Consider the following 24,877-nt stretch of genomic DNA (forward strand, 5'->3'; position numbering starts at 1 on the left):
GGATTGCTTTGGCGCGGGTGTATTACTTCGCGTTGTGGAACACGCGGGCGGCGTCGAGCATGCGGCAGGAGTAGCCCCACTCGTTGTCGTACCAGGCCAGCACCTTGACGAGGTTGCCGTCCATCACGCGCGTCTGCGTCGCATCGAAGATCGAGGAGTGCGAGTCGTGGTTGAAGTCCATCGACACCAGCGGATCCTCATTGACGGCCAGCACCCCCTTCAGCGGCCCCTTGGCGGCTTCCTTCATCAGCGCGTTGATCTCTTCCTTGGAGGTCGCACGGCTGGCGGTGAAGGTGAGGTCGACCAGCGAGACGTTCATCGTCGGCACGCGCAGCGCGAAGCCGTCGAACTTACCCTTCAGCGCGGGCAGCACCAGGCCCACGGCCTTGGCGGCACCGGTCTTGGTCGGGATGATGTTCTGCGCGGCGGCGCGGGCGCGGCGCAGGTCCTTGTGGCGCACGTCGACCAGCACCTGGTCGTTGGTGTAGGCGTGCACGGTCGTCATCAGGCCCTTCTCGATGCCGATGTTGTCCTGCAGCACCTTGGCGACCGGGGCGAGGCAGTTGGTCGTGCACGAGGCGTTCGACACCACGGTCATCGCTGAGGTCAGCACCTCGTGGTTCACGCCGTAGACGATGGTCGCATCGACGTCGTCGCCGCCGGGAGCGGAGATCAGCACCTTCTTCGCGCCCTGCTTGAGCAGCACTTCGGCCTTGGCCTTGGCGGTGTAGGCACCGGTGCACTCGAGCAGCACGTCGACGCCCAGGTCGCCCCAGTTCACGCCCAGCGGATCCTTGGTCGAGAAGAAGGGGATGCGGTCGCCATTGACGATCAAGACATTGTCGCCTTCAGTCTCGACCGGGAAGGCGAAACGACCGTGGGTCGTGTCGTACTTCGTCAGGTGGGCGTTGGTCGCCAGATCGCCGGAGGCGTTGATCGCAACGATCTCGAACTGGTCGCGCAGGCCCAGTTCGTACAGGGCGCGCAGCGTGCAGCGACCGATGCGGCCGTAGCCGTTGATGGCGAGTTTGATGGTCATCGAGGATTCTCCCGGAGCAATGATACGAACAGCACAATCCGAAAGCCGGCGCCGCGGACTGCCGGCGCCGACTGCGCCGGGAGCGCGGCGACGACGCTTACTTCACGATCTGCTTCACGGCTTCTGCGACCGCGTCGGCAGTGATGCCGAAATACTTGAACAGCTCGCCGGCGGGGGCGGACTCGCCGAAACGGTCGAGGCCGATCACCGCGCCTTCGAGGCCGACGTACTTGCGCCAGCCGTCAGTGACGCCCGCTTCGACGGCGACGCGCGGCAGGCCGGCGGGAAGGACTTCGCCCTGATAGGCGCGGTCCTGGCGGTCGAAGACGTTGGTCGAGGGCATGGACACCACACGCACGGCAATGCCGGCCTCGAACAGCGATTTCTGCGCCGCGACGGCGAGCGCGACTTCCGATCCGGTGGCGATGATCACCGCCTGCGGCTTGCCCCCGGCAGCGTCCGACAAGACGTAACCGCCGCGGCGGATCGCCGCGATCTGCTCCGGCGTGCGAGCCTGGAAGGGCAGGTTCTGGCGCGAGAACAGCAGCGACGAGGGGCCGTCCTTGCGCTCGATCGCGTGCGCCCAGGCCACGGCCGATTCGGTCGTGTCGCAGGGGCGCCACACGTCCATGTTCGGGATCAGGCGCAGCGTCGCGGTCTGCTCGACCGGCTGGTGCGTCGGGCCGTCCTCGCCGAGGCCGATCGAATCGTGCGTGAATACGAACAGCTGGCGCACCTTCATCAGCGCGGCCATGCGCAGCGCGTTGCGCGCGTACTCGCTGAACATCAGGAAGGTGGCGGTGTAGGGGATCAGGCCGCCATGCAGCGAGATGCCGTTGGCGATCGCGGCCATGCCGAACTCGCGCACGCCGTAGTAGATGTAGTTGCCGCCGGCATCCTTCGTGACGCCCTTGGCGCCCGACCACAGCGTGAGATTGGAGCCGGCGAGGTCTGCGGAGCCGCCGACGAGTTCGGGCAGCTTGGGCGCGAAGGCCTCGATGCTGTTCTGGCTCGCCTTGCGCGTGGCGATGGTTTCGGCCTTGTCGACGATCTTGGCGATGACCGCGTCGACGTGCGCCGACCAGTCGGCGGGCAGCTCGCCTGCCATGCGGCGCTTGAATTCGGCGGCTTCGGCCGGGAAGGCCTGGGCATAGGCGGCGAAGCGCTGGTCCCAGCCTGCTTCGAGGGCCGCGCCCTTGTCGCGCGCGTTCCACGCGGCGTAGACGTCGGCCGGAATCTCGAACGGCGCGTGGGTCCAGCCGATGTGCTCGCGCGTCGCGGCGATCTCTGCAGCGCCCAGCGGCGCGCCGTGCACGTCGTGGCTGCCCTGCTTGTTCGGGGCGCCCGCGCCGATCACGGTCTTGCAGCAGATCAGCGTCGGTTGCGCGGTGTTGGCCTGGGCGGCGCGGATCGCGGCGTCGATCTCGGCTGCATCGTGGCCCTGCACGTTGGGGATCACCTGCCAGCCGTAGGCTTCGAAGCGCTTGGGCGTGTCGTCGGTGAACCAGCCCTCGACGTGACCGTCGATCGAGATGTTGTTATCGTCGTAGAAGGCGATCAGCTTGCCCAGGCCCAGCGTGCCGGCGAGCGAACAGGCTTCGTGCGAGATGCCTTCCATCAGGCAGCCGTCGCCGAGGAAGACGTAGGTGTGGTGGTCGACGATCGCGTGGCCGGGGCGGTTGAACTCGGCGGCGAGCATCTTCTCGGCGAGCGCCATGCCCGCGGCGTTGGTGATGCCCTGGCCCAGCGGACCGGTGGTCGTCTCGATGCCGGGGGTGTAGCCGTATTCGGGGTGGCCCGGAGTCTTGCTGTGCAACTGGCGGAAGCGCTTGAGCTCCTCGATCGGCAGGTCGTAGCCCGTGAGATGCAGCAGCGCGTAGATCAGCATCGAGCCGTGGCCGTTCGACAGCACGAAGCGGTCGCGGTCGGCCCACTTCGGATTCGCGGGATTGTGGCGCAGATGGTGGCGCCACAGCACTTCGGCGATCTCGGCCATGCCCAGAGGCGCGCCCGGATGGCCCGAATTGGCCTGCTGGACGGCATCCATCGCCAAGGCACGAATCGCACCGGTGACAGGGTTGAAGACCGGGGGCCGCACGTTGCGCGGGTTCTCGTTGCGGGCTGCCTGCATGGATCTCTCGGGCCTGGTGGCTGGCTGGGAAAAGCGCGGATTATCGCCGAAAAAGGGGGCGCTTGGGTAGCGCCTGCTGCACTGCAAAATGCACACAAACCCCTGTGCATTCGAGTCAAATGTCGCCCCGGGGCGCGTCTCGCGGGGCGTCAGATCGCTTCGCGCCGGCGCTCCATGAGCTTCCAGATCAGCGGCGTGAGGATGAGCTGCATCGCCAGATCGAGCTTGCCGCCGGGGATCACGATGCTGTTCGCGCGCGACATGAAGGCGTCGTGGATCATGCGCAGCAGGTAGGGGAAGTCGACGCCGCGCGGGTCCTTGAAGCGGATCACCACCATCGATTCGTCGAGCGTGGGTACTTCGCGCGCGATGAAGGGATTGGAGGTGTCGACGACCGGAACGCGCTGGAAGTTGATGTGCGTGCGCGAGAACTGCGGGACGATGTAATGCACGTAGTCGTACATGCGCCGCAGGATCGTGTCCTGCACCGCCTCGGGCGAGTAGCCGCGCTCGCGCGTGTCGCGGTGCAGCTTCTGGATCCATTCGAGGTTGATCGTCGGCGCGACGCCAATCAGCAGGTCGACGTGACGGGCGACGTCGACCTTGTCCGTAACGAGGGCGCCGTGCAGTCCCTCGTAGAACAGGCAGTCGGTGCCGACCGGAAGATCCTCCCAGCCGGAAAAGCTCCCCATCGGCAGGCCGGTGCGCGCGGCGCGTTCGGCATCATGGATGTAGCTGCGGTGCCGTCCGGTTGCCGACTTGCCGTAGGCGCGGAACAGGGCCTCGAGTTCCTCCACGAGGTTTGCTTCGGGACCGAAATGGCTGATACCCCGCTGGCCCGCCCGCTCGGCTTCCTCGATCAGCTTCGTCATTTCCTCGCGCGTGTAGCGGTGGAAGCTGTCGCCTTCGACGATGGCCGCATTCACGTTCTCGCGATGGAAGATTGCCTCGAAGGTGTGCTTGACGGTCGTGGTGCCGGCACCCGACGAACCGGTGACGGCGATGATGGGATGTTTGGTCGACATGATGGTTGCCGTTGCGGTGGGGTCACGGGGTGTGGCGCGCTGCGCTCACGCGTCGTTGAAGCGGGTTTGCTGGCCGCGGGTGGCGTGGACGCGATGCGCGGCGACGACCAGCACGTGCACTTCCTCGAAGGAGAGCTCGGGGTAATGGTCGCGCAGCACGCGGTAGGCGAGGTGGTCGAGCGTCGAGTTGCCCCAGCGGTTTTCCCGGGCAAAGAAGGGCATGATCAGTTCGCACGCCTCGATGAAGATCTCGCGCACGCGGGGATGGGAGCGGCGTTCCTGCAAACCTGAGGGTGTGGCGGCGGATAGAGTCATGAATCGCTTCTAGGGGTGCTGCGACGGGGGATCATGGCAGGGTTCGTGTGCGTTCGCCTCAGGCCTGGTGCCGGGCGATCAGGAGTGGGCGCTGACCCAGTTGCGCCACTCGGTGAACAGGCTGGGGCTGGCCGCGGCGATCACGCCGCGCTTGATCGACGGGCCCGCGATCACCGTCCCGCCGTCCAGTCCGGTTGCCTTGCCGCCCGCTTCATCGAGGATCAGCTTGCCCGCCGCGTAGTCCCAAAGCATCTGCCCGCCGTGTACATACACGTCCAGCCGTCCCGCGGCGACGAAGCACCATTCGAGTGCGCTGGAGCCGAAATTGCGTTGCGAGAAATACGGCGGGCGCACGGCCAGTTCGTCGCCGAGGTGGTGGCTGATGCGCTTGAAGTCGATGCCGGCCACCGCATCCGGCAGATGCGCCGCAGCCACGCGCAGCGGCAGTTCGACGCCGTTGAGAAAGGCGCCGGCGCCCTTGGCCGCGTAGAAGGATTCGTCGGTGACCGGATTGTAGACGACGCCGAAGCGCGGCTCGTGATTGATCAGATAGGCGATCGAGACGGCGAAGAAGGGAATGCCATTGGCGAAATTCGTGGTGCCGTCGATGGGATCGATGCACCACAAGCCGCTTCGCCCGTCGCTCCACAGGTGCGCCTGCTCCGCGGCGCTCATCTCCTCGCCAAGCACGGCCCCGGGCACCAGCTTGGGCAGTTCCTCGGAAAAGCGGCGTTGAGATTCGAGATCGGCCTCGGTAAACAGCGTGCCGTCCGCCTTGCGGTTGCGTGCGGTCTTCAGGTAACGCGGCAGGATCACCTCGCGCGCGATGTCGCGCACCAGCGATTCGAGCGCCCGCGCCTGCGCAAGCCTTTGGCTGGCCGTGGGCATCAGCGTTGCCCCGCGCTCATCAGCCCGCCGATGGGCAGGGGACTGCCGGCCGACGCGTTCCGGCACGCCATGCAGACTGGCGCCGGGCGGGCGCGTAATGGGCCGCTTGAGAGGCCGCGTGAGGGGCGTTCGGGAACACTGGAAATCATGGCCGTGCCGGGCGCGGGCCTCGCGGGAATGCAGTGTCCTTATAATACACCACGATGATTTCCCGCTTCTTTTGCCCCTTCCCGCTGCCGGCTTCCGGCGAGATCCAGCTGCCCGAGGCGCTGGCCCACCATGCTGCGCGCGTGCTGCGCCTGCGCGACGGCGATCCCGTCATCCTGTTCGACGGCAGCGGCGGCGAGGTGCCTGCCTTGCTGTCCGTGCGCGGCAAGCAATGCTTCGCTGCGCTGCAGGATCGGCGCGAGGTCGAGCGCGAGTCGCCGCTGCGCTTGGTGCTGGTGCAGGCCCTCGCGAGCGGCGACAAGATGGACTGGATCGTGCAGAAGGCGGTCGAACTGGGCGTGGCAGCGATCGTCCCGGTGCAGGCGGAGCGTTCGGTCCTGCGCCTCGCCGGCGAGCGCGCGGCCAAACGGGTCGAGCATTGGCAGCAGGTCGCGGTGTCGGGCTGCGAGCAGAGCGGACGCAACCGTGTCCCGCTCGTCGCACCGATCTGCGGCTTGCGCGACTATCTCGCACGCCACCGTGAGTGCTTGCGGCTGATCCTCGATCCGATGGCGACGCAGCGTCTGCTCGATGCCGTCCGCCCGGCCGGGGAGGCGCAACTGCTGATCGGCCCCGAAGGCGGGTGGTCCGACGACGAACTCGCGGCGTGCCGCAGCGCCGGCTGCGTCGGGATGAGGCTGGGACCGCGCGTGTTGCGGACCGAAACCGCCGGACTCGCCGCGATCGCCGCACTGCAGACCGCGTGGGGCGATTTCTAGGAGGCTGGACGATGTTCGAATCGGCAGAACTGGGCCACAAGGTCGACAAGGACGAGTACGATGCCGCCGAGCCGGCGCTGCGTGCGCAGCTGCTCGACGCGCAGTTCGATCTGCTCGAGGCGAAATCCTTTGCCGTCGTCGTACTGATCAACGGCATCGATGGCGCCGGCAAGGGCGAGACGGTGAACCTCCTCAATGAGTGGATGGATCCGCGCCACATCCAGACGCTGGCCTTCGACTCGCCCACCACCGAGGAGGCTGAGCGTCCCTTCATGTGGCGCTTCTGGCGCGCGCTGCCGCCGCGCGGGCGCATCGGCATCCTGTTCGGCAACTGGTACACCGACCCGATGCGCGAGCGTGTCGACAAGGTGTCAAAAAAGGCCGACCTCGATCAGCGTCTGGACGAGATCAACCGCTTCGAGGCGATGCTGGTGCGCGAAGGGGTGTTGCTGATCAAGCTGTGGTTCCACCTCTCGAAGGACGGGCAGCGCAAGCGCCTCAAGGCACTGGAGAAGGATCCGCGCACGCGCTGGCGGGTCACCGAGCAGGACTGGCATGCGTGCGAACGCTACGACCGCCACCGTGAGGTGGCCGAACACACGCTGCGCCATACCAGCACGGGCGAGGCACCGTGGCTGATCGTCGACGGCTCCGATCCGTGTTACCGCGAACTCTTCGTCGCGCGCACGCTCCTCGACGCCTTGCGCAAGCGCCTGGATGCCAGCGCGCGCCACTTCGTGACGCGCCAGACCGCGCCGCCGCTGCCGCCCGCGCCGGACGCTCGCACCCTGCTCAACAGCCTCGTGCTGCGTCAGCCGCTGGACAAGAAGGAGTACCAGACGCTGCTCGAACGCTACCAGGGGCGACTCGCGCTGCTCACGCGCGACGAGGCTTTCCGCGGGCGTTCGCTCGTGCTGGTGTTTGAGGGGGCCGATGCCGCGGGCAAGGGCGGCACCATACGCCGCGTCACGGCCGCGCTCGACGCGCGCCAGTATCACGTCGTGCCGGTGGCCGCGCCGACCGAGGAGGAGCGCGCCCAGCCCTACCTGTGGCGCTTCTGGCGCCATCTGCCGCGGCAAGGTCGGGTCGCCATCTTCGACCGCTCGTGGTACGGCCGCGTCCTCGTCGAGCGAGTCGAGGGCTTCTGCTCGGAAGCAGACTGGATGCGCGCCTATTCGGAGATCAACGACTTCGAGGACCAGCTCGCCGACGCCGGTGCGGTGGTGCTCAAGTTCTGGCTGCAGATCGGCAAGGACGAGCAGCTGGAGCGCTTCCGCGCGCGCGAAGCCGAGGCGCACAAGCGCTTCAAGATCACCGCCGAGGACTGGCGCAACCGCGAACGCTGGGACAGCTATGCCCATGCCGTGTGCGATATGGTCGATCGCACCAGCACCGAGACTTCGCCCTGGACGCTGGTGGAGGCGGACAACAAGCTGTTTGCGCGCATCAAGGTGCTGCGCACGCTCTGTGAACGGCTCGAGTCCGTCCTGGATCGCTGACGGACCGGGTCGGCAGCCGCGTCACCCCGCCGTGAGGAGCTCGCGCCGCCATGCGCCGCGCATTCCGCTAGAATGGACCGGGCACGCGTGCCCTTAGCCGCACCCGGCGAGGTTTATGATTTCCTGATGGTGAAGAATTGAGCGGCCACTCCAATCCCTCCTCCAATCCCGCGGCATCCGACATCGCGGCGTCGACCGAGCAGTTCGTGGCCTGGGTGCGCGGGGCTGCGCCTTACATTCACGCCTTCCGTGGACGCACCTTCGTCATCGCCTTCGGCGGGGAGGTCGCCGCCGGCGCGCGCGCCCAGAGCCTGGCCTACGACTGCAACCTGCTCGCCGCGCTGGGCATCCGCCTCGTGCTGGTGCATGGCGCACGTCCACAGATTGAGGCCGAGCTCGCGCGCCGCGGGCTGGAGCCGCGCTACCACAACGGCTTGCGCGTCACCGATGCCGATGCACTCGAATGCGTGAAGGCCGCGATGGCGGTCACCCGCCTCGAGGTGGAGGCGCTGCTGTCGCAGGGCTTGCCGAACACGCCCATGGCGGGCAGCTACATGCGCGTGACCGGAGGCAACTTCATCACGGCCCGTCCGGTAGGGGTCGTCGATGGCGTCGACTACCAATACACGGGCGCCGTGCGCAAGATCATCGCCGAGGAGATCAACGCCGACCTCGACCAGCAGAACGTCGTGCTGATCTCGCCAATGGGAGTGTCGCCGGCAGGCGAGATCTTCAACCTCAGCATGGAGGAGGTTGCCGAGGCGGTCGCCGTTGCGGTGAAGGCCGAGAAGCTGATCTACCTGTGTGACGCGCCGGGGCTGCTGGATGCGGACCAGCGCCTGATCGATTCGGTCACCGCCGACGAGGCCGAGCGCATGTTCAATGCGGGGGAGGGGCTCACCGAGGACCTCGACCTCTACCTGCCGTGCGCGATCCGCGCGGTGCGGCGCGGCGTGTCGCGCGTGCACCTCATCGATCACGACAAGGACGGCGGCCTGCTGCTGGAATTCTTCACCCACGCCGGCGTCGGTACCGTCGTGTCTCGCGACCCCTTGTTCCGTCTGCGCGACGCGAGCTTCGAGGATGTCGCCGCGCTGGTCGCGCTGATCTCGCCGATGGAGGCGGACGGCACGCTGGTGCGGCGCGGGCGCGAACTGCTGGAACAGGAGATCGACCGCTTCTCGGTCGTCGAGCACGACGGCGTGCTGGTCGGCTGCGCGGCGCTGTACCCTTTTTCCGACGATCGTGCGGCGGAGCTCGCCTGCCTTGCGGTTACTCCCGAATACCGCCGCGCGGGGCTTGGCGACCAGTTGCTGCGCCGAATCGAGCAGCGCGCGCGCAACCAGCGCCTCGAGCGCCTGTTCGTGCTCACGACGCGCACCGCGCACTGGTTCCGCGAACGCGGTTTCAGCGAAATCGGTCCCGAGGCCCTGCCGCAGAAGAAGCGCGAGCTGTACAACTACCAGCGCCGCTCGAAAGTGTTCGTGAAGAAGCTATGACGGACGCGCGCGCATTGTCCGGCCGATGGTGCGCGTGCAGCATGCGTGCGGAGGCCTCGTGAGCGGCAAGCAAGTCCCGTGGCGGGCTGCGCCGGCGCTGGCCGGCGTGGCGGGAGCGCTGCTCGCGGGCCTTGGCGCCCTGGCCGGCGCGCACTTCGGCGTGGTTGGCGACTGGGGCGTGCTGGGTCCGGTGCTCCTTGCGGCGGGGGGGCTGGGGGGCGGTGTGGCGCTCCTCTATGGCAACGCGGCGGTCCGCCGGCAGACCGGCGATGACGCCGCGATCGCGTCGCGTCTCGATGCATTGGAAACCGTCGCGCATCTTTCCCTCGACGCGGGAGCTCGCGGGTCCGCAGCAGATCACGCGAAGCGGCTGGATAAGCTTGCCATTGGCGTGTCCCGCCTGCGCGAGATTGCAGAAGGCGTGCATGGCGTGGAAGCCCTGTTCGACATGCGCGGACGTCTGACCTGGATCAGCCCGTCAATACAGCGGCTGACAGGCTGGAGTCCCGCGGCGTGCCTCGAGGCACCCGATGCGCTCGCGCTGCTGGTGCATGAATCCGATCGCCGCTACTGCCAGCGCATGGCGCAGCGCGTGGCGGAGGGGAGTCTCGGTGAGGATTTCGAGATGCGGCTGTTACGCGAGGACGGCCACATCTGCTGGGTCGCCTGCCATTGGCGGCCGCTGGGCAGGGACGTCACGCAGCCCGCCGGCCTGAGGATGTCGGCCGAGGACATTCAGGCGCGCAAGGAAGCCGAGTACAAGCTCCTCGAAACCGTCACCGAACTGCGGCGCGCGCAGGCGCTGCGCGAGCGCTACCTCGCGCGTTCGAACGACGAGCGCCAGCGCCTGTCGGCGCTGCTCAATGTCATCCGGTTGGGCATCCTGTTCATGGACCGCGACCACCGTGTGCTCTATTACAACCGCGCGATGCTGGACATCTGGGGCTTTCCGCCCGACGAGAACCTCATCGGCATGCGCGACGTGGTGCTGCAAAGCCGCGTCGCCGAGCTCATCGAGCAGCCCGAAGCCTACTTTGAGCACATCGACGCGGTGTTGCGCACCTACGTCGTCAGTGAGCCTCATGAAGTGCATTTCAAGGACGGCCGCATCGTCACCGACATCGCCGCGCTCGTCGAGGCTGCGCAAGGGCGTCGTGGCATCGGGCGTCTGTGGATCTACGAGGACGTCACCGAACAGCGCCGCACCGCGCAGCGGCTGGTCGAGCTGGCCGAGCACGATCCGCTGACCGGGCTCTACAATCGTCGTCGCTTCCACGAGGAGCTCGACCGGCAACTCGCCGACGCCTCGCGCCGCGGCGACGAGGTCGGCCTCCTCGCGATCGACCTTGACGGTTTCAAGCCGATCAACGACGAGTTCGGCCACCAGGCCGGGGACGAGGTGCTGGTGTCGCTGGCGGACAGAGTCGGCGACGTTATCCGCCGCAACGAGATGTTCTGCCGCCTCGGTGGCGACGAGTTCGGCGTCGTGGTGCCCGATGCCGGCGAGACCGAGTTGTGCGAGCTTGCGCACCGCATCATCGAGGTGATCGAGGGGCTGCGCTTCGACTTTGGCGGGCGTACCGTCGGCATCACCGCGAGCCTCGGGATCGCGATTTACCCGCGCCACGCATCGACCTCCGAGCAGCTGATCGCGGCAGCCGACCAGGCGATGTACCGCTCGAAGAGCGGCGGGCGCGATCAATGGACCATGGCTGAGAGCTGTGCCGGGGAATCCGCTAGAATGAGCCCCACCGAATCCGATGAACCCGATTGCAGAAGAGAGGACTGAACGATGGCCCGTATGGTCAATTGCATCAAGCTTGGTCGCGAGGCCGAGGGGCTGGACCTGCCCCCGGTTCCCGGTGCGCTCGGCAAGCGCATCTTCGACAACGTCTCGAAGGAAGCCTGGCAGCAGTGGGTCAAGTACCAGACCATGCTGATCAACGAAAACCGTCTCAATCTGATGGATGCGCGTGCGCGCAAGTACCTGTCGGAGCAGATGGAAAAGCATTTCTTCGGCGGTGGCGCCGACCAGGTCGGCGGCTACGTCCCCCCGGCGCAGTGAGCTTGAGCGCCGGAGATCGGCGCGCGCCAATGAAAAAGGGATGGCCGCGGCCATCCCTTTTTGCATTGGCCGCCACGACAGGGCGGCGCGATTGCCGTCAGTTGGCGCCGGATGCGCGCTCCAGCGCCTCGACACCCTCGTGGCGCACGTCGCGGCCCTTGACCATGTACACCACGTATTCGGACAGGTTCTTCGCATGGTCGCCGATGCGCTCGATCGACTTGGCGATGAACAGCACGTCCAGCGAACGCGTGATCACGCGCGGATCTTCCATCATGTACGTGATGAGCTGGCGCATGATGCCCTTGAAGATTGCATCGACCTCCTTGTCACGCCGCACGATGTCGGGCGACGCCGTCGGGTCCATGCGCGCGAAGGCGTCGAGCGCGCCCTGCAGCATCTCGACGACCATCGTCGACACGTGCCGCAGCTCCACCTTGGGAACGAAGGCGGCGTCCGAGTCGATGATCTGGCGCCCCGCCTTGGCAATCTTCTTGGCCTCGTCGCCGATGCGCTCGAGGTCTGTGATCATCTGGATCATCGTCATGACCATGCGCAGGTCGCCCGCTGCCGGGGCGTGGCGCGCGATGACATGGATGCAGGCATCGTCGAGCGCGACTTCCTCTTCATTGACCTTGCGGTCATCGGCGATGACCTGTTCGAGCAGATCCTGGTTGCCCGTCCCGAGGCCTTCGATCGCACGCGTCAGCTGCTGCGCCACCAGTCCACCCATTTCCAGCAGGCGCTTGCGTATGGCTTCCAGCTCTTTGTCGAACTGCGTGTAGGTGTGCTTGTTCATCTTCATGTTCCGGTCCCGAGAGTCCGCGAGGCTAGCAGCCTAATGTGACGGGAATATTGCACCGATGTCTTCGATTCAGGAAGTCACCGCCACGCGCCGCTCGACCCCGGCGGGGGTGGCCATCAGCAGCAGGTCGGCGCCGCGTAGCGCGAACAAGCCGTTGGTCACCACGCCGGTGATCTGGTTGATTTCCGTTTCCAGGCTCCTCGGATCCCGAATGCGCAACCCATGTACGTCCAGGATCAGGTTGCCATTGTCGGTCACGAAGCCTTCGCGCAGCACGGGGCGTCCGCCAATGCGCGTGAGGCGGCGCTCGACATAGGCACGGGCCATCGGGATCACTTCCACCGGCAGGGGGAATGCGCCGAGGCAGTTCACGAGCTTGGACTGGTCGCAGATGCAGACGAAGCGATCGGCGACCGCAGCGACGATCTTTTCGCGCGTGAGTGCGCCGCCGCCGCCCTTGATCATGGCAAACCCGCCGTCGATCTCGTCGGCGCCGTCCACATAGAGCTGTAGTTCGGTTACGTCGTTGAGGTCGACCAGGGGGATGCCATAGGACTCGAGCCGGCGTGCGCTCGCCTCCGAGCTGGAGACGGCTCCGGCGATGCGGTCGCGCATGTCGGCCAGCCCATCGATGAAATGGTTGACCGTCGAGCCGGTGCCGACACCGACGATCATGCCGTCCTCGACGTAATCCAGCGCCGCTCGCGCTGCGGCCTTCTTAAGTTCGTCCTGATTCATTGCGTCGTCCTGTTGGTATGTCTCACACGAGACCGTCGAAGATCTGTACCTGCACGGTGTCGCCTGCCTCGATATCGCCGCGCTCTTCGGGCAGCACGATGAAGCAGTTCGCTTCCGACATCGAGCGCAGCACGCCGGAGCCCTGGGCGCCGGCGAGCCGTACCGTCTGGCGGCCATTCACGACGGCAAGGCGCCCGCGCAAGAACTCGCGTCTTCCGGGCTGCTTTCGGATACTCTCCCCGCATGCCACTTCGAACAAGACCGGCTCGGGCAGCGGTGATACGCCGGACAGGGTTTGCAGGGCGTCCTGCACGAACTGGTAGAAGGTCACCAGCACCGCGACGGGATTGCCTGGCAGGCCGAACAGCCACGCATCGCCGACGCGGCCGAAGGCCATTGGTCGTCCGGGCTTGATGTCAATCTTCCAGAAGGCAACCTCGCCCAGGCGATTCACGAGCTCGCGGATGAAATCCGCCTCGCCGACTGATACGCCGCCGCTGGTCAAGATTACATCGGCATTGGCCGACGCGTCGCGGAAGGCCGTTTCCAGAGTCTGCGGGTCGTCGCGCACCACCCCCATGTCGATGAGGTCGCAGCCCAGGCGCGACAGTGCGCCGAATAAGGTGTAGCGGTTGCTGTCGTACACCTCGCCCGGTGCAAGCGGCTTGCCGATCGATGCGAGTTCGTCGCCAGTGGAGAAAAAAGCCACGCGCAGACGGCGGCGCACGACCACTTCGGCGATGCCGAGCGAGGCGACGAGGCCCAATTCGGCAGGGCCGCAGCGTTTGCCGGCGGGCAGGGCGACGCCGCCGAGTGCCAGGTCCTCGCCGGCGCGGCGGAGGTTCTGTCCTGCGCGCTGCCCCGGGGGAACGTGCACCTTCCCTTCGGCTGCGCGCGCGACTTCCTGCACGACGATGGTGTCGGCGCCTTCCGGAATTGGCGCTCCGGTCATGATGCGGACGGCCTGGCCGGATCCGACGATGCCGGAGAAGGGTTTGCCGGCGAATGCGGTGCCGACCACCGTCAGGACGCTCTCGCCCTGCGTCGCAAGATCGGCATGGCGTACCGCGTAGCCGTCCATTGCCGAGTTGTCGTGCGCCGGCACGTTGCACGGCGCGATGACATCCTCGGCGAGCACGCGCCCAAGGGCGCTGCGGACGTTGATGCGTTCCCACCCGCCGGTCGGGGAAAGCCGTCCGAGGATTGCCTGCCTCGCCTCGGCGGCAGTGTAGTTGGGCGAGCGGGCGGAGTTCGGACTACCGGGGTTCTGTGCCATGGCTATCGTTCCTGGATGCTGCGTTCGCTCGATCATGCAAAGGGAGCATTATCGTCCGATCTTGCGCGTCGTGCGAAGGTCGGGCAGGACGATGAGGTGCCGGAAAAGGAAAAGGGGTGGCGCCAGGCCACCCCTTTCGAGACTCCGGCGGAACCGGACGATCAGCGCAGGCCGGCGGCGTAGTCGGCGACTGCCTTCATCTCCGGATCGGTCATCTTCAGGGCGATGGTCTGCATCATCTGTGCAGGGTCGTTCTTGCGCACGCCGTCGCGGAAAGCCTTCAGCTGGGCTTCGGTGTAGTCCGCGTACTGGCCCGCAAGGCGCGGGAACTGCGCAGGCAGACCGGCGCCGGCGGGACCGTGGCAGCCGGCACAGGCAGGGACGCCCTTGGCCGGGATGCCGGCGCGCCAGATGTTCTGGCCGAGCTTTGCGAGCTCAGGGTTCTTGGCCGAGTCCGGCTGCAGCGTCTGCGACGAGAAATGGATCGCAAGCGCCTTCATGTCGGCTTCCTCGAGCGCGGCGACCATGCCGCCCATGATCGGGTTCTCGCGTTCGGCAGCTTTGCCGTTCCAGCCCTTGAAGTTTTTCAGTTGCTTGAACAGGTAGTCGGCATGCTGGCCAGCCAGTTTCGGGTTGACCGGAATCGGGCTGTTGCCGTCGGCGCCGTGGCACCCGACGCAGAGGGTTTCTGCAGTCTGTTTCGCCTTGGCGAGGTCGGGAGCCTGGTCCTGGGCATGAAGGCCGCCCGTAACCAGCAGCAGCGAGAGCAGCAGGGAACGCTTGATCATGGTGTCCTCAGAAAGCCGTGAGTGGTTATCGCAAACGCGGTATTCTATAACAGCTGGCGGGATTTGCGCGATGCAATGTACGCCGACCGGCATAACCATCCGCGTTTTCCTCTCCTTTCCGATGTCGCTCTTCCGCAACGCAAAATTCGAGATTTCCATTGCAAAACCGGGCGATCTGCCGGTTCCCGACGGGGCGGAGATTGCCTTCGCCGGCCGTTCGAACGCCGGCAAGTCGAGTGCCATCAATACGCTTGCCGATCATACTCGTTTGGCATATGTATCGAAGACGCCCGGACGTACGCAGCTGATCAACTTCTTCCGTCTCGATTGCGGGGCGGTGCTGGTCGACCTGCCAGGCTACGGCTACGCGAAAGTGCCCGAAGCGATCCGCCGGCAGTGGGTGAGCCTCCTCGAGAACTACCTGCGCCGGCGCGAGAATCTCGTCGGGCTGGTGCTGATCATGGATTCCCGTCATCCGCTGACGCCGCTCGATCGTCAGATGATCGACTGGTTCCTGCCCAGCGGGCGGCCGATTCACGTGCTGCTGACGAAGGCGGACAAGCTCACACGCAACGAGGCCGCTGCAACGCTGGCCGCGGTGCGTCGCGAAGTGGCGCCGATGGGGGCACAGGTCACGGTGCAACTGTTTTCGAGCCTGAAGAAGGTCGGGGCCGAAGAGGTGGAGCACACCGTGGCGGGCTGGCTGAATCTTCCGACGGAAGAGTTGCGCCCGATTCCGGCTGCGGCGCGGCTGGGTGGTGCCGGAAAATAAAAGACCCCGGGCTAAAGGGGATAAAGCCCGGGGTCAAACGCCTTAACGGGATTAAGGCACCCGCTCAGGGAGGTGAAGCGGGGGACGGCTCGTCACCATCCGAACTTTCAGAGTAAATGGACTTTGAATAAGTTCCCATCCGAATTCGTTACCTTATGTTTCGTGTCGAATAACTGAACTGGAGCTGGATCGAACATGCGTCCTACCGGAACCTTTCCTGCGACCCGCATGCGGCGGATGCGCCGCGACGAATTCTCGCGTCGCCTGATGCGCGAGTCGCGTCTGTCGGCCGACGATCTCATCTATCCGGTCTTCGTCCTCGAAGGCAACAATGTCACGCAGACCGTGCCGTCGATGCCGGGGGTCACGCGCGTGTCGCTGGACAAGCTGCTGCACGTTGCCGAGGAGGCGGTGTCGCTGGGCGTGCCCGCGCTGGCGCTCTTCCCCGTGATCGATGCAGCCGGAAAGACGGAAGGTGCCGAGGAGGCGTGGAATCCGGACGGCCTCGTGCCGCGCGTCGTGCAGGCGCTCAAGGCGCGCTTCCCGGAACTCGGCGTGATCACCGACGTCGCGCTCGACCCCTACACCAGCCACGGCCAGGACGGACTGATCGACCCCGACGACCCGCGCGGCTACGTGCTCAACGACGAGACGCTCGAGGCGCTCGCGAAACAGGCGCTGTGCCATGCACAGGCGGGCGCCGACGTGGTCGCTCCGTCCGACATGATGGATGGCCGCATCGCGCGCATCCGCGCCGAACTCGACGGCGACAATCGCATCTACACGCGCATCCTCGCCTATTCGGCGAAATACGCCTCCAGCTTCTACGGCCCCTTCCGCGATGCGGTGGGCTCGGCCGGCAACCTCGGCAAGGGCAACAAGTACACCTACCAGATGGACCCGGCGAACACCGACGAGGCCATCCGCGAGGTCGCGCTCGACATCGCCGAGGGCGCCGACATGTTCATGGTCAAGCCGGGCATGCCCTATCTCGACATCGTGCGCCGCGTGAAGAGCGAACTGCAGGTTCCCACCTACGCGTATCAGGTGAGCGGCGAGTACGCGATGCTCAAGGCGGCGATCGCCAATGGCTGGCTGGCGGAAGAGGCGTGCGTGATGGAGGCGCTGCTGTCCTTCAAGCGCGCCGGTGCCGACGGCATCCTGACCTACTTCGCACTCGATGCGGCGCGCTGGCTGAAGGCCGCGGGCTGAGCGCTGTGCTGCCGCGGTAGCGCTACCGCGGCAGAAGGCGGCCGGCCGCGCGGCGCAGGTCGAGGATGGATGCGATCCTGACATCGACGTAGGCCGGCTTTTTCACGCCTCGGCCGACCAGCACCGTCTTCATCCCCAGACGGCGGGCGGTGCGCAGGTTCTCGGCCGTGTCCTCGACCATGATGCAGCATTGCGGCGGCAGCCGCAGGTCGTGCAGCAGGTGGCGGAAGGCGTGCATCTGCGGTTTCGGATGGAAGCGCATCTGCTCGATGCCATACACCGCCGCAAAGTGGCGGCGGATCCCCATTGCCTCGAGAACGGCGCCGGCATAGCGCTGCGGTCCGTTGGAAAACACGATCTTGCGCCCGGGCAGGCGGCGCAGCAGTGCGCCGAGGGCGCGGTCGAACACCATCATCGCGTGCAGGCGTTCGAAGCGGTGGGTTTCCGCGAGGAAGTGGTGCGGATTGACGCCGTGGTGGCGCATGAGGCCGGTCAGTGTCGCGCCATAGCGGCGCCAGTAGCGCACCCGCAGGGCGTTGGCCTCCTCGTCGTCGAGGGCGAGATGGCGCGCGAGATAGGCCGTCATGCTGACGTTGATGTGCGGGAAGATGTGGGCGCTGGCGTTGTGCAGCGTGTTATCCAGGTCGAAGAGCCACACCGGCCCCGCGCAGGGCTTGCTCACGTCGGCCTCAGGCCCTGCCCGGGCGCGGCTGGAAGCGGACGATGGCGCGGCCGTCCTCGGTCGTCTTCGATTGGGCCTTCCATGCGTGGCCCTGCACCACCTCGAAGGTGGCGGGCAGGCGGCCATCCCGGCGCAGCGCCTCGAGGGTGCTCCGGGCGACATCCCAGCCCCCCTTTCCCGACAGGCCGCGCGGGCGCGCGACGCTCGCGTTGGCACAGCCCGACAGCCGCAGGTCGCGCAGCAGTTCGTCGAGGTCCGCGTAGGTCAGCGTCAGCACTTCCATGTCCATGACGGGGTCGGAAAAGCCCGCCTGCACCAGGGCGTCGCCCAGGTCGTGCATGTCGATGAAGCGGTGCACCCGCTCGCCGTGGGTGGACGGCAGGGCGGCGCGCAACTCGCGCAAGGTGTCCGGGCCCAGCGTCGAGAACATCAGCATGCCGTCCACTTCCAGCACGCGATGCATTTCGCGCAGCGCGGGCAGCGGGTCGGCGAGCCAGTTGAGCATCAGGTTGGACCACACCAGCGACATGCTGGCGCGGCCGAAGGGCAGGGCCGCCGCATCGGCACAGGCGAGCGAAGGCCCCTGGGGCCGTCCCAGCGCACGCAGGCGGTCGAGCAGGCCGCGCGAGCCGCGCGCACGGGCGAGCATGGGCAACGCGAAATCGGCGCCGACGCGTTGTGCGGCAGGGAAGCGTCGCCCCAGCGTGTCGAAGTCGGCCCCTGTGCCGCAGCCGAGGTCGAGGATGCGCCGGGGTTCGATGCGGATGTAGTCGAGCCGCTCGTCCATGCGCCGCGCGACCTCGCGCGCGAGCACGGCAACCTCTTCGCAGGTCGCCGCCGCGCGGCCGAAGCGCCGGATCAGGAGTTTGCGGTCGAGCGCGAAATCTGCGTCGCCGGCCATCCCTTGCGGGCCGCTCAGATCGCGTGCAGGCCGAGGCGGGCGAACAGCTTCTCGTCGCGGTCGGCTTCGGGGTTGTCCGTGGTGAGCAGGCGCTCGCCGTAGAAGATCGAGTTCGCGCCGGCCATGAAGCACAGGGCCTGCATCTCATCGCTCATCTGCTCGCGGCCCGCGGACAGGCGGACGAAGCTGGACGGCATCATGATGCGGGCAGCGGCGATGGTGCGCACGAATTCGAACGGGTCGAGCTTCTCCGCATCGGCAAGCGGGGTGCCGGGGATCGCAACGAGGTTGTTGATCGGCACCGACTCCGGCGGACGATCCATGTTCGCGAGCTGCACGAGCAGGCCGGCGCGGCCGCTGCGCCCCTCGCCCATGCCGATGATGCCGCCCGAGCACACGTTGATGCCGGCAGTGCGCACCTGGTCGAGGGTGTCGAGGCGATCCGCGAGGGTGTGCGTGGTGATCACCTTGTCGTAGTACTCGGGGGCGGTGTCGACGTTATGGTTGTAATAGTCGAGACCGGCTTCCTTGAGTTGCTGCGCCTGGTCGCCCTTGAGCATGCCGAGCGTGACGCAGGTTTCCATGCCCAGCGCCTTCACCTCGCGCACCATCGCGAGGACGGTTTCCATCTCGCGCTCCTTGGGACCCTTCCACGCGGCGCCCATGCAAAAGCGGCTGGAACCCTTGGCCTTCGCGGCCTTTGCCTTCTCGACGACGTCGGCGACCGCCATCAGTTGCTGGCGGTCGAGGCCGGTCTTGTAGCGGGCCGACTGGGAGCAGTAGCTGCAATCCTCCGAGCAGCCGCCGGTCTTGATCGACAGCAGCGTCGAGCGCTGCACGGCATTGGCGTCGAAGGTCTCGCGATGCACCTGCTGGGCGCGGAAGACGAGATCCATGAACGGTATCTCGAACAATGCTTCGGCCTCGGCGATGCTCCATTTCCTGCGGGGAGCGGCGTTGGCGGCGGGCTGGGTTTCGATGTCGCGGCACGCGGAAGTCATTGTCATGAAAGCTGTTCCGGGATGTAATGCAAAGTTTCCCATATTCGTTCATTCGGCGAAAACTTGTCAAACGTACTTTACCGTATGGAGAGGGTCGCACGGACTGTGGCGGACCGGCTCATGCCGAACCAATGTTTCGTATGTGGCCAGGAGGCTGGATCCGCGCTGGTTTGCGAGGCGTGTCGGGCCGACTTGCCGAGCTTGGCGGCGGTCTGTCCGGTGTGCGCGATCCCGTCCGGAGAGGATCTGGTCTGCGGTAGTTGCCAGCGTGCGCAGCCCGCGTTCGATGCGACGGTGGCAGCCTTGCCCTATGCGTTCCCGGTCGATCGCCTCGTCCAGGCCTTGAAATACGGACGGCGGCTGGCGTTGACGCGCTTCCTTTCCGGCCTGCTCGAGCCGTTTGCGCCGCCGCAGGGGTCGGTCGTGGTGGTGCCGATGCCGCTGCATCCCGCGCGGCTGCGCGAGCGAGGCTTCAATCAGGCGGCGGAGATCGCTCGCCCGCTCGCCCGCGCGTGGGGATTGCCGTTCAAAGCCGATGCGGTCGAGCGTGTTCGCGACACCGTGCCGCAGGCAACGCTGCCGTGGATCGAGCGGCGGCGCAACATGCGGGGCGCTTTCCGTTGCCACGGTTCCTTCGCAGGAAAGACCGTCGTGATCGTCGATGACGTGATGACCACCGGCTCGACGCTCGACGAGCTCGCGCGCACGTTAAAATCGCATGGCGCCGCCTGTGTGGTGAACCGGGTCGTCGCGCGAACCCCATCTCCGGCCTGACATGCTCCACATCGTTCTCTATCAACCCGAAATTCCGCCCAACACGGGCAACTCCATACGGCTCGCAGCCAATACGGGCGCCCATCTGCACCTGGTGCGTCCGCTCGGTTTCGATCTCTCGGACCGGCAACTCGCGCGTGCCGGGCTGGATTACCACGATCTCGCGAGCGTCAGCGTGCACGACGACTTCGATGCGTGCTGCCGCGTCCTCGCGGGGCGGCGCATGTTCGCGCTGAGCACGAAGGGGGAGCAGCGTTACGACAAGGTCGAGTACCGTGAAGGGGATGTCCTCCTGTTCGGGCGGGAAACCAGCGGGCTGCCTGCGGACGTAATGGCGAAGCTGCCGCAGGGAAGCACCTTGCGCATTCCGATGTGCCCGTCGAATCGCAGCGTGAACCTGTCGAACGCGGTGGCCGTGGTCGTGTTCGAGGCGTGGCGGCAGCTGGGATTCGCGGGCGCGATGTTGTAGGCAGGCGGGCCTTATGTGCGGCCACGACCGTTCGCGCTGAGCCTGTCGAAGGGCATGCGCCGAACTTCGACGGCTCGGCCCGAATGGATTCTTGTCCTCGGGTTTCTGGCTATTCCTGGCGCGGTTCCCGCGACAGCAGCTGTTCGACGACTTCGCGCGGCCCCAGGCGGTTGCCGTGGAGCAGCTCGTCGACGGCAGCGCACAGCGGCATGTCGATGCCATGACGGGCGGCGAGGCTCGCTACTTCGCGTGCGGTGGACACGCCTTCCGCGACGTGGCCCAGTTCGTGCAGGATTTCGGGGAGGGTCTTTCCCTGCGCGAGCGCCAGTCCGACGCGGCGGTTGCGCGACAGATCGCCCGTGCAGGTCAGGATGAGGTCGCCCATGCCAGCCAAACCCATCAGCGTGTCGGCTCTGCCACCCAGCGCCGTGGCCAGGCGTGCGATCTCCGCGAGCCCGCGCGTGATTAGGGCTGCGCGCGCGTTGAGGCCGAAGCCCATCCCGTCGGAAACGCCGGCAGCGATCGCGAGCACGTTCTTGATCGCGCCACCGATTTCGGCGCCGACGACGTCGCTGTTGGCGTAGATGCGCAGCCGTGGCTGGTGGAGCTTCTGCACCCACTCGCGGGCAAACGCGATGTCGGCTGCCGCCAGCGTGATCGCCGTCGGCATGCCGCGGGCGACTTCCGCCGCGAAGCTGGGGCCGGTCAGAACGCCGCAGGCGGCGCCTTCGCCCAGTTCTGCCGCGACGATCTCGTGTGGCAGACGTCCGCTGCCGGCCTCCAGTCCCTTGCATGCCCAGAGCAGCGGTGTGCACGGCGCGACGTCACGCAGGCGGCGCGCAGTCTGGCGCAAACCCGCGAGCGGAGTGACGACCAGATGAAGGTCTGCGCCGCGGGCCGCGGCGTCGAAGTCGGAACTCAGTTCGAGTGCCTGCGGCAACGGCACGTCGGGAAGGTAGCGGGCGTTCACTCGCTCGGCGGCGAGCGCCGAGATGTGGTCGGCATCGCGCCCCCACAGGATCACCCGGTGTTGTGCCGAGAAGGCCAGCGCCAGCGCGGTGCCCCATGCGCCGGAGCCGAACACGGCAATGCGGGTCGGGCTCAAAGCCCCCAGACCTCGGTCACCCGGACGAAACCGTTCGCGCCGTCCTTGTGGCGGACGGGGAGCCAGCCTTCGTTGGCGCTGCCTGTGACTTCGAGTACCACGTCCTTGGCACTCTCGAAAGCGACCGGGGCATCGGCTGCGGGGCGCTGGCGCACGACTGCGCGGGCACTCGTGACCATCACCGTGCGCTTTTCTGACAGCGCGCGGCGCTCGATCCAGTTGATCGAGCCGCCTGCGTCGCGCACCTTGGCCCACTTGTCGAGACTGACGACCACTTCGAGCGGCGTTCCCGCTGCGATGATGAACAGCCGCTTGCCCTTGTCCGACGGTGAGTCGTACATGATCGCAGGCTCGGCGACCGAGCGGTATTCGATCGCGTGCACTGCCGCTGCCGGGACTGCCAGCGCGGCCGCGAGAGCGATGCGGTGGAGCAGGGTGCGCATGGCGTTTACTGGATCGGCAGTTCGCCCGGTTCGCGGGCTTCGGATTGCTGCTGCTGCGCCTGGTACAGCGCCTCGAAATTGACCGGGGCGAGCACCACGGGCTGGAAGCCGGCACGCGTGACCGCGTCCGAGATCGCCTCGCGCGCATACGGGAAGAGGATGTTCGGGCAGCCGATCATCGTAACCGGTTCGAGGTCGCCCTCGGGAATGTTGCGGATCTGGAAGATGCCGGCCTGGGCAACCTCGATGAGGAACACCGTGCGTTCGTCGGCGAGCTTGGCCGAGACGGTGACCGTCAGCGTGATTTCGTAGACGCCCTCGTCGACGCCGCTCGCCTCGGTGCGCAACTGCACGTTGATCTGGGGATTCTCGCGCTCGAGGAAGATGCGCGGGGCGTTGGGCACTTCCAGCGAGAGATCCTTCACATACAGCTTTTCGATGGAGAAGACGGGGGCTTGAGCGTTTTCGGACATGTCGGTGCCTGAAGAATGGTTTGAAAAGGGTGAAAGGGGAAGGGGGCTCAGGCCTGCAGCAGCGCGTCGAGCTTGCCCTGGTGTTCGAGTTCGTAGAGATCGTCGCAGCCGCCGACGTGCGTGTCGCCGATGAAGATCTGCGGAACGGTGCGGCGACCGGTGAGCTCGATCATTTCGTCACGGCGCACGGGATCCTGGTCGACCCGGATCTTCTCGATGTCCTGCACCCCCTTGCGCCGCAGCAGTTGTTCGGCGCGTACGCAGTAGGGGCACACCGCCGTGGCGTACATGCGGATCTTAGCGTGCATCGTCATTTCCTCTTGCGGCTGAGCGGCTGGCCCGCCTTCTCCCATTCGGCGACGCCACCGCGCAGGTTGAACAGCTTCTCGAAACCGGCCTTCTTCAGGGTGGCGAGGGCGGCCGCGGAGCGGTTGCCCGTGGCGCAGCACAGGATGATGGGGCGGTCCTTGAACTTTTCCAGTTCGCTGCTGCGGCGCTCGAGTTCGGCGAGCGGGATATGGCGTGCGTTGGGGATGTGTCCGCCGGCGAATTCGCCCTGGTCGCGGACGTCGATGAGCTGGGCGTCCTCGCGGTTGATCAGAAGGGTCGCCTCGACGGGCGAAAGCTGCGACTTGTCGCCCTGGCTGCGCGCGAGGTCGAACAGCAGCCATGCGCCGCTTGCGGCCGCGAGTGCGGCCCAGTACCAGTTTTGCTGCAGGAATTCCACGTAGATTTACTCCGTTTGCTTTTCTTGTGCTCTGGCGGCTCGTGTGTGGCAGGGGGCGCCGCCGGCCCGGCGGTCAGTTGCGGCCGGGCTGGTCGTTGCAAAACACTTCGCGCATCAGGGCGATGAGCTGAAGCGTGCGTTGGTCGCAGATGCGGTAATAGACGCGGTTGGCATCCTTGCGGGTCTGCAGCACGGCCTTGTCGCGCAGGATCGCGAGATGCTGGGAGATGTTGCTCTGCGAGGTGCCGACCGCCTCGACGATGTCCTGGACGCACACCTCGTTTCCGCCCAGCACGCACAGGATCTTCAGGCGCAGCGGGTGCGCGATGGCCTTGAGCGCGCGCGCAGCGGTTTCGATGTGCTCGTGCTTGTCGATGAGGTCGATGATGGTCTTGGTGTCCACGATGGCGGGAAGTGCAGATCAGGCGACTAGTATAAAATACCGCGGCCCGTAAAAGCGCGCCATCGGTGCCTTGGTGCGCAGTCTGCCCGTCTCGGGCATCCGCGCGGCAACTGCCGGGGGCGTCGGTCCTTTTCGCTCCCAACACATCCTCTGAGCGCTCATGTACAGAATCGTTCTGCTCCGTCACGGCGAATCGACCTGGAACACGGAAAACCGTTTCACCGGCTGGGCCGATATCGAGCTCACCGCGAAGGGCGTCGACGAGGCTCGCGCTGCCGGCCGGCTGCTCAGGCGCGCGGGGTGCGCCTTCGACCTCGCCTTCACCTCGGTGCTCAAGCGTGCCAACAAGACGCTCAACCTGGTGCTCGAGGAGCTCGATGCTTTGTGGTTGCCGGTGGAGCACTCGTGGCGCCTGAACGAACGCAGTTACGGCGCCTTGCAGGGCCAGAGCAAGGCCGAAACCGCCGCCCGCTTTGGCGAGGAGCAGGTGCACGCATGGCGCCGCTCGTACGATGCCACCCCGCCCGCACTGGCCGAAGGCGACGAGCGCCTGACGATGAACGATCCGCGCTACGCGTCCTTGCCGCGCGCACAGTTTCCCCGCGCCGAATCGCTGAAGGATACGGTGGTTCGGTTGGTGCCGTACTGGGAGACCGTCATCGTTCCGCAGATACTGGCCGGCCGTCGCGTCATGATCGTCGCGCACGGCAACAGCTTGCGCGCCCTCGTGAAGCACCTCGACAGGCGCGCCGACGAAGACGTCGCCGGCCTCGAGATCCCGATGGCGCAGCCGCTGGTCTATGAGCTGGATGCCAATCTGCGTCCGATCAAGAGCTACGCCCTGGCCGACGACGATCTCGTGCATGCCGGGCAGGCTGGCGCGGCTGCCCCGGGCAGGATCGGAAGCTGAGAGCGCAATTG

General features: G+C 66.5%; 28 protein-coding genes. 10 read left to right on the forward strand and 18 right to left on the reverse strand.

Going from position 1 to position 24,877, the window contains the following annotated elements; translation table 11 throughout:
• Positions 1-22: 22 nt before the first annotated feature.
• From gap to ToN1_RS17075, 5 genes are all read right to left on the reverse strand, one after another.
• Positions 23-1,039, reverse strand: coding sequence for a type I glyceraldehyde-3-phosphate dehydrogenase (gene gap, locus ToN1_RS17055; protein ID WP_169208468.1), 1,017 nt, complete (start codon positions 1,037-1,039; stop codon positions 23-25).
• Between the two features lie 97 nt (positions 1,040-1,136).
• Positions 1,137-3,170, reverse strand: a complete 2,034-nt coding sequence (gene tkt, locus ToN1_RS17060; protein WP_169208467.1) for a transketolase — start codon at positions 3,168-3,170, stop codon at positions 1,137-1,139.
• Positions 3,171-3,319: 149 nt separating this feature from the next.
• Entirely contained in the window at positions 3,320-4,195 is an 876-nt protein-coding gene (locus ToN1_RS17065; RefSeq protein WP_169208466.1) for a phosphoribulokinase, read from the reverse strand.
• A gap of 45 nt (positions 4,196-4,240) precedes the next feature.
• Entirely contained in the window at positions 4,241-4,510 is a 270-nt protein-coding gene (locus ToN1_RS17070; protein ID WP_169208465.1) for a hypothetical protein, read from the reverse strand.
• A gap of 78 nt (positions 4,511-4,588) precedes the next feature.
• Positions 4,589-5,398: an inositol monophosphatase family protein gene (locus ToN1_RS17075; RefSeq protein ID WP_169208464.1), complete on the reverse strand. Its 810-nt coding sequence runs from the start codon at positions 5,396-5,398 to the stop codon at positions 4,589-4,591.
• Between the two features lie 203 nt (positions 5,399-5,601).
• On the opposite strand from ToN1_RS17075, the gene ToN1_RS17080 reads away from it, so the two are divergent.
• The 5 genes from ToN1_RS17080 (at position 5,602) to ToN1_RS17100 (ending at position 11,387) form a co-directional block, all read left to right on the forward strand.
• A complete protein-coding gene (locus ToN1_RS17080; RefSeq protein WP_169208463.1) occupies positions 5,602-6,324 on the forward strand; it encodes a 16S rRNA (uracil(1498)-N(3))-methyltransferase in 723 nt (240 codons plus the stop codon).
• A gap of 11 nt (positions 6,325-6,335) precedes the next feature.
• Positions 6,336-7,823, forward strand: a complete 1,488-nt coding sequence (gene pap / locus ToN1_RS17085) for a polyphosphate:AMP phosphotransferase (RefSeq protein ID WP_169208462.1) — start codon at positions 6,336-6,338, stop codon at positions 7,821-7,823.
• 137 nt (positions 7,824-7,960) lie between these two features.
• Positions 7,961-9,322 (forward strand): amino-acid N-acetyltransferase, encoded by a 1,362-nt coding sequence (gene argA / locus ToN1_RS17090; protein WP_211162267.1) that lies wholly within the window; start codon positions 7,961-7,963, stop codon positions 9,320-9,322.
• A gap of 58 nt (positions 9,323-9,380) precedes the next feature.
• Positions 9,381-11,111: a sensor domain-containing diguanylate cyclase gene (locus ToN1_RS17095; protein ID WP_210147847.1), complete on the forward strand. Its 1,731-nt coding sequence runs from the start codon at positions 9,381-9,383 to the stop codon at positions 11,109-11,111.
• Positions 11,112-11,114: 3 nt separating this feature from the next.
• Positions 11,115-11,387, forward strand: coding sequence for an oxidative damage protection protein (locus tag ToN1_RS17100; RefSeq protein WP_169128567.1), 273 nt, complete (start codon positions 11,115-11,117; stop codon positions 11,385-11,387).
• 97 nt (positions 11,388-11,484) lie between these two features.
• Here ToN1_RS17100 and phoU read toward each other — a convergent pair whose 3' ends face one another.
• The 4 genes from phoU to ToN1_RS17120 all read right to left on the reverse strand — a co-directional run bounded on the left by phoU (position 11,485) and on the right by ToN1_RS17120 (position 14,994).
• The gene (gene phoU, locus ToN1_RS17105) at positions 11,485-12,186 is read right to left on the reverse strand and encodes a phosphate signaling complex protein PhoU (RefSeq protein ID WP_169207531.1); all 702 of its coding nucleotides are present in this window, start codon (positions 12,184-12,186) and stop codon (positions 11,485-11,487) included.
• Between the two features lie 75 nt (positions 12,187-12,261).
• Positions 12,262-12,930 carry a ribose-5-phosphate isomerase RpiA gene (gene rpiA / locus ToN1_RS17110; protein WP_169207481.1) on the reverse strand — a complete coding sequence of 223 codons (669 nt, stop codon included), beginning with the start codon at positions 12,928-12,930 and terminating at the stop codon, positions 12,262-12,264.
• 22 nt (positions 12,931-12,952) lie between these two features.
• Entirely contained in the window at positions 12,953-14,206 is a 1,254-nt protein-coding gene (gene moeA / locus ToN1_RS17115; RefSeq protein WP_169207482.1) for a molybdopterin molybdotransferase MoeA, read from the reverse strand.
• Positions 14,207-14,367: 161 nt separating this feature from the next.
• Positions 14,368-14,994 (reverse strand): c-type cytochrome, encoded by a 627-nt coding sequence (locus ToN1_RS17120; protein WP_169207483.1) that lies wholly within the window; start codon positions 14,992-14,994, stop codon positions 14,368-14,370.
• Positions 14,995-15,115: 121 nt separating this feature from the next.
• Between ToN1_RS17120 and yihA the strand changes: the two genes are divergently transcribed.
• Together yihA and hemB are read left to right on the forward strand one after the other, a co-directional pair.
• Positions 15,116-15,766 (forward strand): ribosome biogenesis GTP-binding protein YihA/YsxC, encoded by a 651-nt coding sequence (yihA, locus tag ToN1_RS17125; protein ID WP_169207532.1) that lies wholly within the window; start codon positions 15,116-15,118, stop codon positions 15,764-15,766.
• Between the two features lie 195 nt (positions 15,767-15,961).
• On the forward strand, positions 15,962-16,978 hold the full coding sequence (gene hemB / locus ToN1_RS17130) for a porphobilinogen synthase (protein ID WP_169207484.1): 1,017 nt from the start codon (positions 15,962-15,964) through the stop codon (positions 16,976-16,978).
• 22 nt (positions 16,979-17,000) lie between these two features.
• Here hemB and ToN1_RS17135 read toward each other — a convergent pair whose 3' ends face one another.
• Genes ToN1_RS17135 through bioB form a run of 3 tightly spaced genes read right to left on the reverse strand, consistent with a single transcriptional unit; the run spans position 17,001 to position 19,562 of the window.
• Positions 17,001-17,660 carry a pyrimidine 5'-nucleotidase gene (locus ToN1_RS17135; protein ID WP_169207485.1) on the reverse strand — a complete coding sequence of 220 codons (660 nt, stop codon included), beginning with the start codon at positions 17,658-17,660 and terminating at the stop codon, positions 17,001-17,003.
• A 7-nt stretch (positions 17,661-17,667) separates the two neighbouring features.
• The gene (locus tag ToN1_RS17140; protein ID WP_169207486.1) at positions 17,668-18,561 is read right to left on the reverse strand and encodes a methyltransferase domain-containing protein; all 894 of its coding nucleotides are present in this window, start codon (positions 18,559-18,561) and stop codon (positions 17,668-17,670) included.
• A 14-nt stretch (positions 18,562-18,575) separates the two neighbouring features.
• A complete protein-coding gene (bioB, locus tag ToN1_RS17145; RefSeq protein WP_425305837.1) occupies positions 18,576-19,562 on the reverse strand; it encodes a biotin synthase BioB in 987 nt (328 codons plus the stop codon).
• A 120-nt stretch (positions 19,563-19,682) separates the two neighbouring features.
• On the opposite strand from bioB, the gene ToN1_RS17150 reads away from it, so the two are divergent.
• Together ToN1_RS17150 and ToN1_RS17155 are read left to right on the forward strand one after the other, a co-directional pair.
• Positions 19,683-20,336 (forward strand): ComFC family protein, encoded by a 654-nt coding sequence (locus tag ToN1_RS17150; RefSeq protein ID WP_280516670.1) that lies wholly within the window; start codon positions 19,683-19,685, stop codon positions 20,334-20,336.
• A gap of 1 nt (position 20,337) precedes the next feature.
• Positions 20,338-20,805, forward strand: coding sequence for a tRNA (cytidine(34)-2'-O)-methyltransferase (locus ToN1_RS17155; protein WP_169207489.1), 468 nt, complete (start codon positions 20,338-20,340; stop codon positions 20,803-20,805).
• 109 nt (positions 20,806-20,914) lie between these two features.
• Here ToN1_RS17155 and ToN1_RS17160 read toward each other — a convergent pair whose 3' ends face one another.
• The 6 genes from ToN1_RS17160 to ToN1_RS17185 form a co-directional block, all read right to left on the reverse strand.
• Positions 20,915-21,910 (reverse strand): NAD(P)H-dependent glycerol-3-phosphate dehydrogenase, encoded by a 996-nt coding sequence (locus tag ToN1_RS17160; RefSeq protein WP_169207490.1) that lies wholly within the window; start codon positions 21,908-21,910, stop codon positions 20,915-20,917.
• Complete coding sequence (locus ToN1_RS17165; RefSeq protein WP_169207491.1) at positions 21,907-22,353, reverse strand: SH3 domain-containing protein; 447 nt, start codon at positions 22,351-22,353, stop codon at positions 21,907-21,909. The genes ToN1_RS17160 and ToN1_RS17165 overlap by 4 nt, the downstream gene beginning before the upstream one ends.
• A 5-nt stretch (positions 22,354-22,358) precedes the next feature.
• Positions 22,359-22,826 carry a protein-export chaperone SecB gene (gene secB / locus ToN1_RS17170; RefSeq protein WP_169207492.1) on the reverse strand — a complete coding sequence of 156 codons (468 nt, stop codon included), beginning with the start codon at positions 22,824-22,826 and terminating at the stop codon, positions 22,359-22,361.
• A gap of 47 nt (positions 22,827-22,873) precedes the next feature.
• Complete coding sequence (grxC, locus tag ToN1_RS17175) at positions 22,874-23,134, reverse strand: glutaredoxin 3 (RefSeq protein ID WP_210147848.1); 261 nt, start codon at positions 23,132-23,134, stop codon at positions 22,874-22,876.
• A gap of 2 nt (positions 23,135-23,136) precedes the next feature.
• A complete protein-coding gene (locus ToN1_RS17180; RefSeq protein ID WP_169207493.1) occupies positions 23,137-23,553 on the reverse strand; it encodes a rhodanese-like domain-containing protein in 417 nt (138 codons plus the stop codon).
• A gap of 73 nt (positions 23,554-23,626) precedes the next feature.
• Positions 23,627-23,956 (reverse strand): ArsR/SmtB family transcription factor, encoded by a 330-nt coding sequence (locus ToN1_RS17185; protein ID WP_169207494.1) that lies wholly within the window; start codon positions 23,954-23,956, stop codon positions 23,627-23,629.
• Positions 23,957-24,116: 160 nt separating this feature from the next.
• Here ToN1_RS17185 and gpmA point away from each other — a divergent pair, with 160 nt between their 5' ends.
• Positions 24,117-24,866 carry a 2,3-diphosphoglycerate-dependent phosphoglycerate mutase gene (gpmA, locus tag ToN1_RS17190; RefSeq protein WP_169207495.1) on the forward strand — a complete coding sequence of 250 codons (750 nt, stop codon included), beginning with the start codon at positions 24,117-24,119 and terminating at the stop codon, positions 24,864-24,866.
• The last annotated feature ends 11 nt before the right edge of the window (positions 24,867-24,877 follow it).

It is taken from the genome of Aromatoleum petrolei (assembly GCF_017894385.1).
GTDB lineage: Bacteria > Pseudomonadota > Gammaproteobacteria > Burkholderiales > Rhodocyclaceae > Aromatoleum > Aromatoleum petrolei.

What these genes read in the sequence shown, in the direction of transcription:
- gpmA (WP_169207495.1), top strand. Translation starts at nt 24,117, where the DNA reads ATGTACAGAATCGTTCTGCTCCGTCACGGCGAATCGACCTGGAACACG.
- ToN1_RS17165 (WP_169207491.1), bottom strand. Translation starts at nt 22,353, where the DNA reads ATGCGCACCCTGCTCCACCGCATCGCTCTCGCGGCCGCGCTGGCAGTC.
- ToN1_RS17140 (WP_169207486.1), bottom strand. Translation starts at nt 18,561, where the DNA reads ATGGCCGGCGACGCAGATTTCGCGCTCGACCGCAAACTCCTGATCCGG.
- moeA (WP_169207482.1), bottom strand. Translation starts at nt 14,206, where the DNA reads ATGGCACAGAACCCCGGTAGTCCGAACTCCGCCCGCTCGCCCAACTAC.
- secB (WP_169207492.1), bottom strand. Translation starts at nt 22,826, where the DNA reads ATGTCCGAAAACGCTCAAGCCCCCGTCTTCTCCATCGAAAAGCTGTAT.
- bioB (WP_425305837.1), bottom strand. Translation starts at nt 19,562, where the DNA reads ATGACTTCCGCGTGCCGCGACATCGAAACCCAGCCCGCCGCCAACGCC.
- ToN1_RS17070 (WP_169208465.1), bottom strand. Translation starts at nt 4,510, where the DNA reads ATGACTCTATCCGCCGCCACACCCTCAGGTTTGCAGGAACGCCGCTCC.
- hemB (WP_169207484.1), top strand. Translation starts at nt 15,962, where the DNA reads ATGCGTCCTACCGGAACCTTTCCTGCGACCCGCATGCGGCGGATGCGC.
- ToN1_RS17120 (WP_169207483.1), bottom strand. Translation starts at nt 14,994, where the DNA reads ATGATCAAGCGTTCCCTGCTGCTCTCGCTGCTGCTGGTTACGGGCGGC.
- ToN1_RS17080 (WP_169208463.1), top strand. Translation starts at nt 5,602, where the DNA reads ATGATTTCCCGCTTCTTTTGCCCCTTCCCGCTGCCGGCTTCCGGCGAG.
- yihA (WP_169207532.1), top strand. Translation starts at nt 15,116, where the DNA reads ATGTCGCTCTTCCGCAACGCAAAATTCGAGATTTCCATTGCAAAACCG.
- pap (WP_169208462.1), top strand. Translation starts at nt 6,336, where the DNA reads ATGTTCGAATCGGCAGAACTGGGCCACAAGGTCGACAAGGACGAGTAC.
- phoU (WP_169207531.1), bottom strand. Translation starts at nt 12,186, where the DNA reads ATGAACAAGCACACCTACACGCAGTTCGACAAAGAGCTGGAAGCCATA.
- ToN1_RS17155 (WP_169207489.1), top strand. Translation starts at nt 20,338, where the DNA reads ATGCTCCACATCGTTCTCTATCAACCCGAAATTCCGCCCAACACGGGC.
- tkt (WP_169208467.1), bottom strand. Translation starts at nt 3,170, where the DNA reads ATGCAGGCAGCCCGCAACGAGAACCCGCGCAACGTGCGGCCCCCGGTC.
- gap (WP_169208468.1), bottom strand. Translation starts at nt 1,039, where the DNA reads ATGACCATCAAACTCGCCATCAACGGCTACGGCCGCATCGGTCGCTGC.
- grxC (WP_210147848.1), bottom strand. Translation starts at nt 23,134, where the DNA reads ATGCACGCTAAGATCCGCATGTACGCCACGGCGGTGTGCCCCTACTGC.
- ToN1_RS17150 (WP_280516670.1), top strand. Translation starts at nt 19,683, where the DNA reads ATGCCGAACCAATGTTTCGTATGTGGCCAGGAGGCTGGATCCGCGCTG.
- ToN1_RS17065 (WP_169208466.1), bottom strand. Translation starts at nt 4,195, where the DNA reads ATGTCGACCAAACATCCCATCATCGCCGTCACCGGTTCGTCGGGTGCC.
- rpiA (WP_169207481.1), bottom strand. Translation starts at nt 12,930, where the DNA reads ATGAATCAGGACGAACTTAAGAAGGCCGCAGCGCGAGCGGCGCTGGAT.
- ToN1_RS17100 (WP_169128567.1), top strand. Translation starts at nt 11,115, where the DNA reads ATGGCCCGTATGGTCAATTGCATCAAGCTTGGTCGCGAGGCCGAGGGG.
- ToN1_RS17075 (WP_169208464.1), bottom strand. Translation starts at nt 5,398, where the DNA reads ATGCCCACGGCCAGCCAAAGGCTTGCGCAGGCGCGGGCGCTCGAATCG.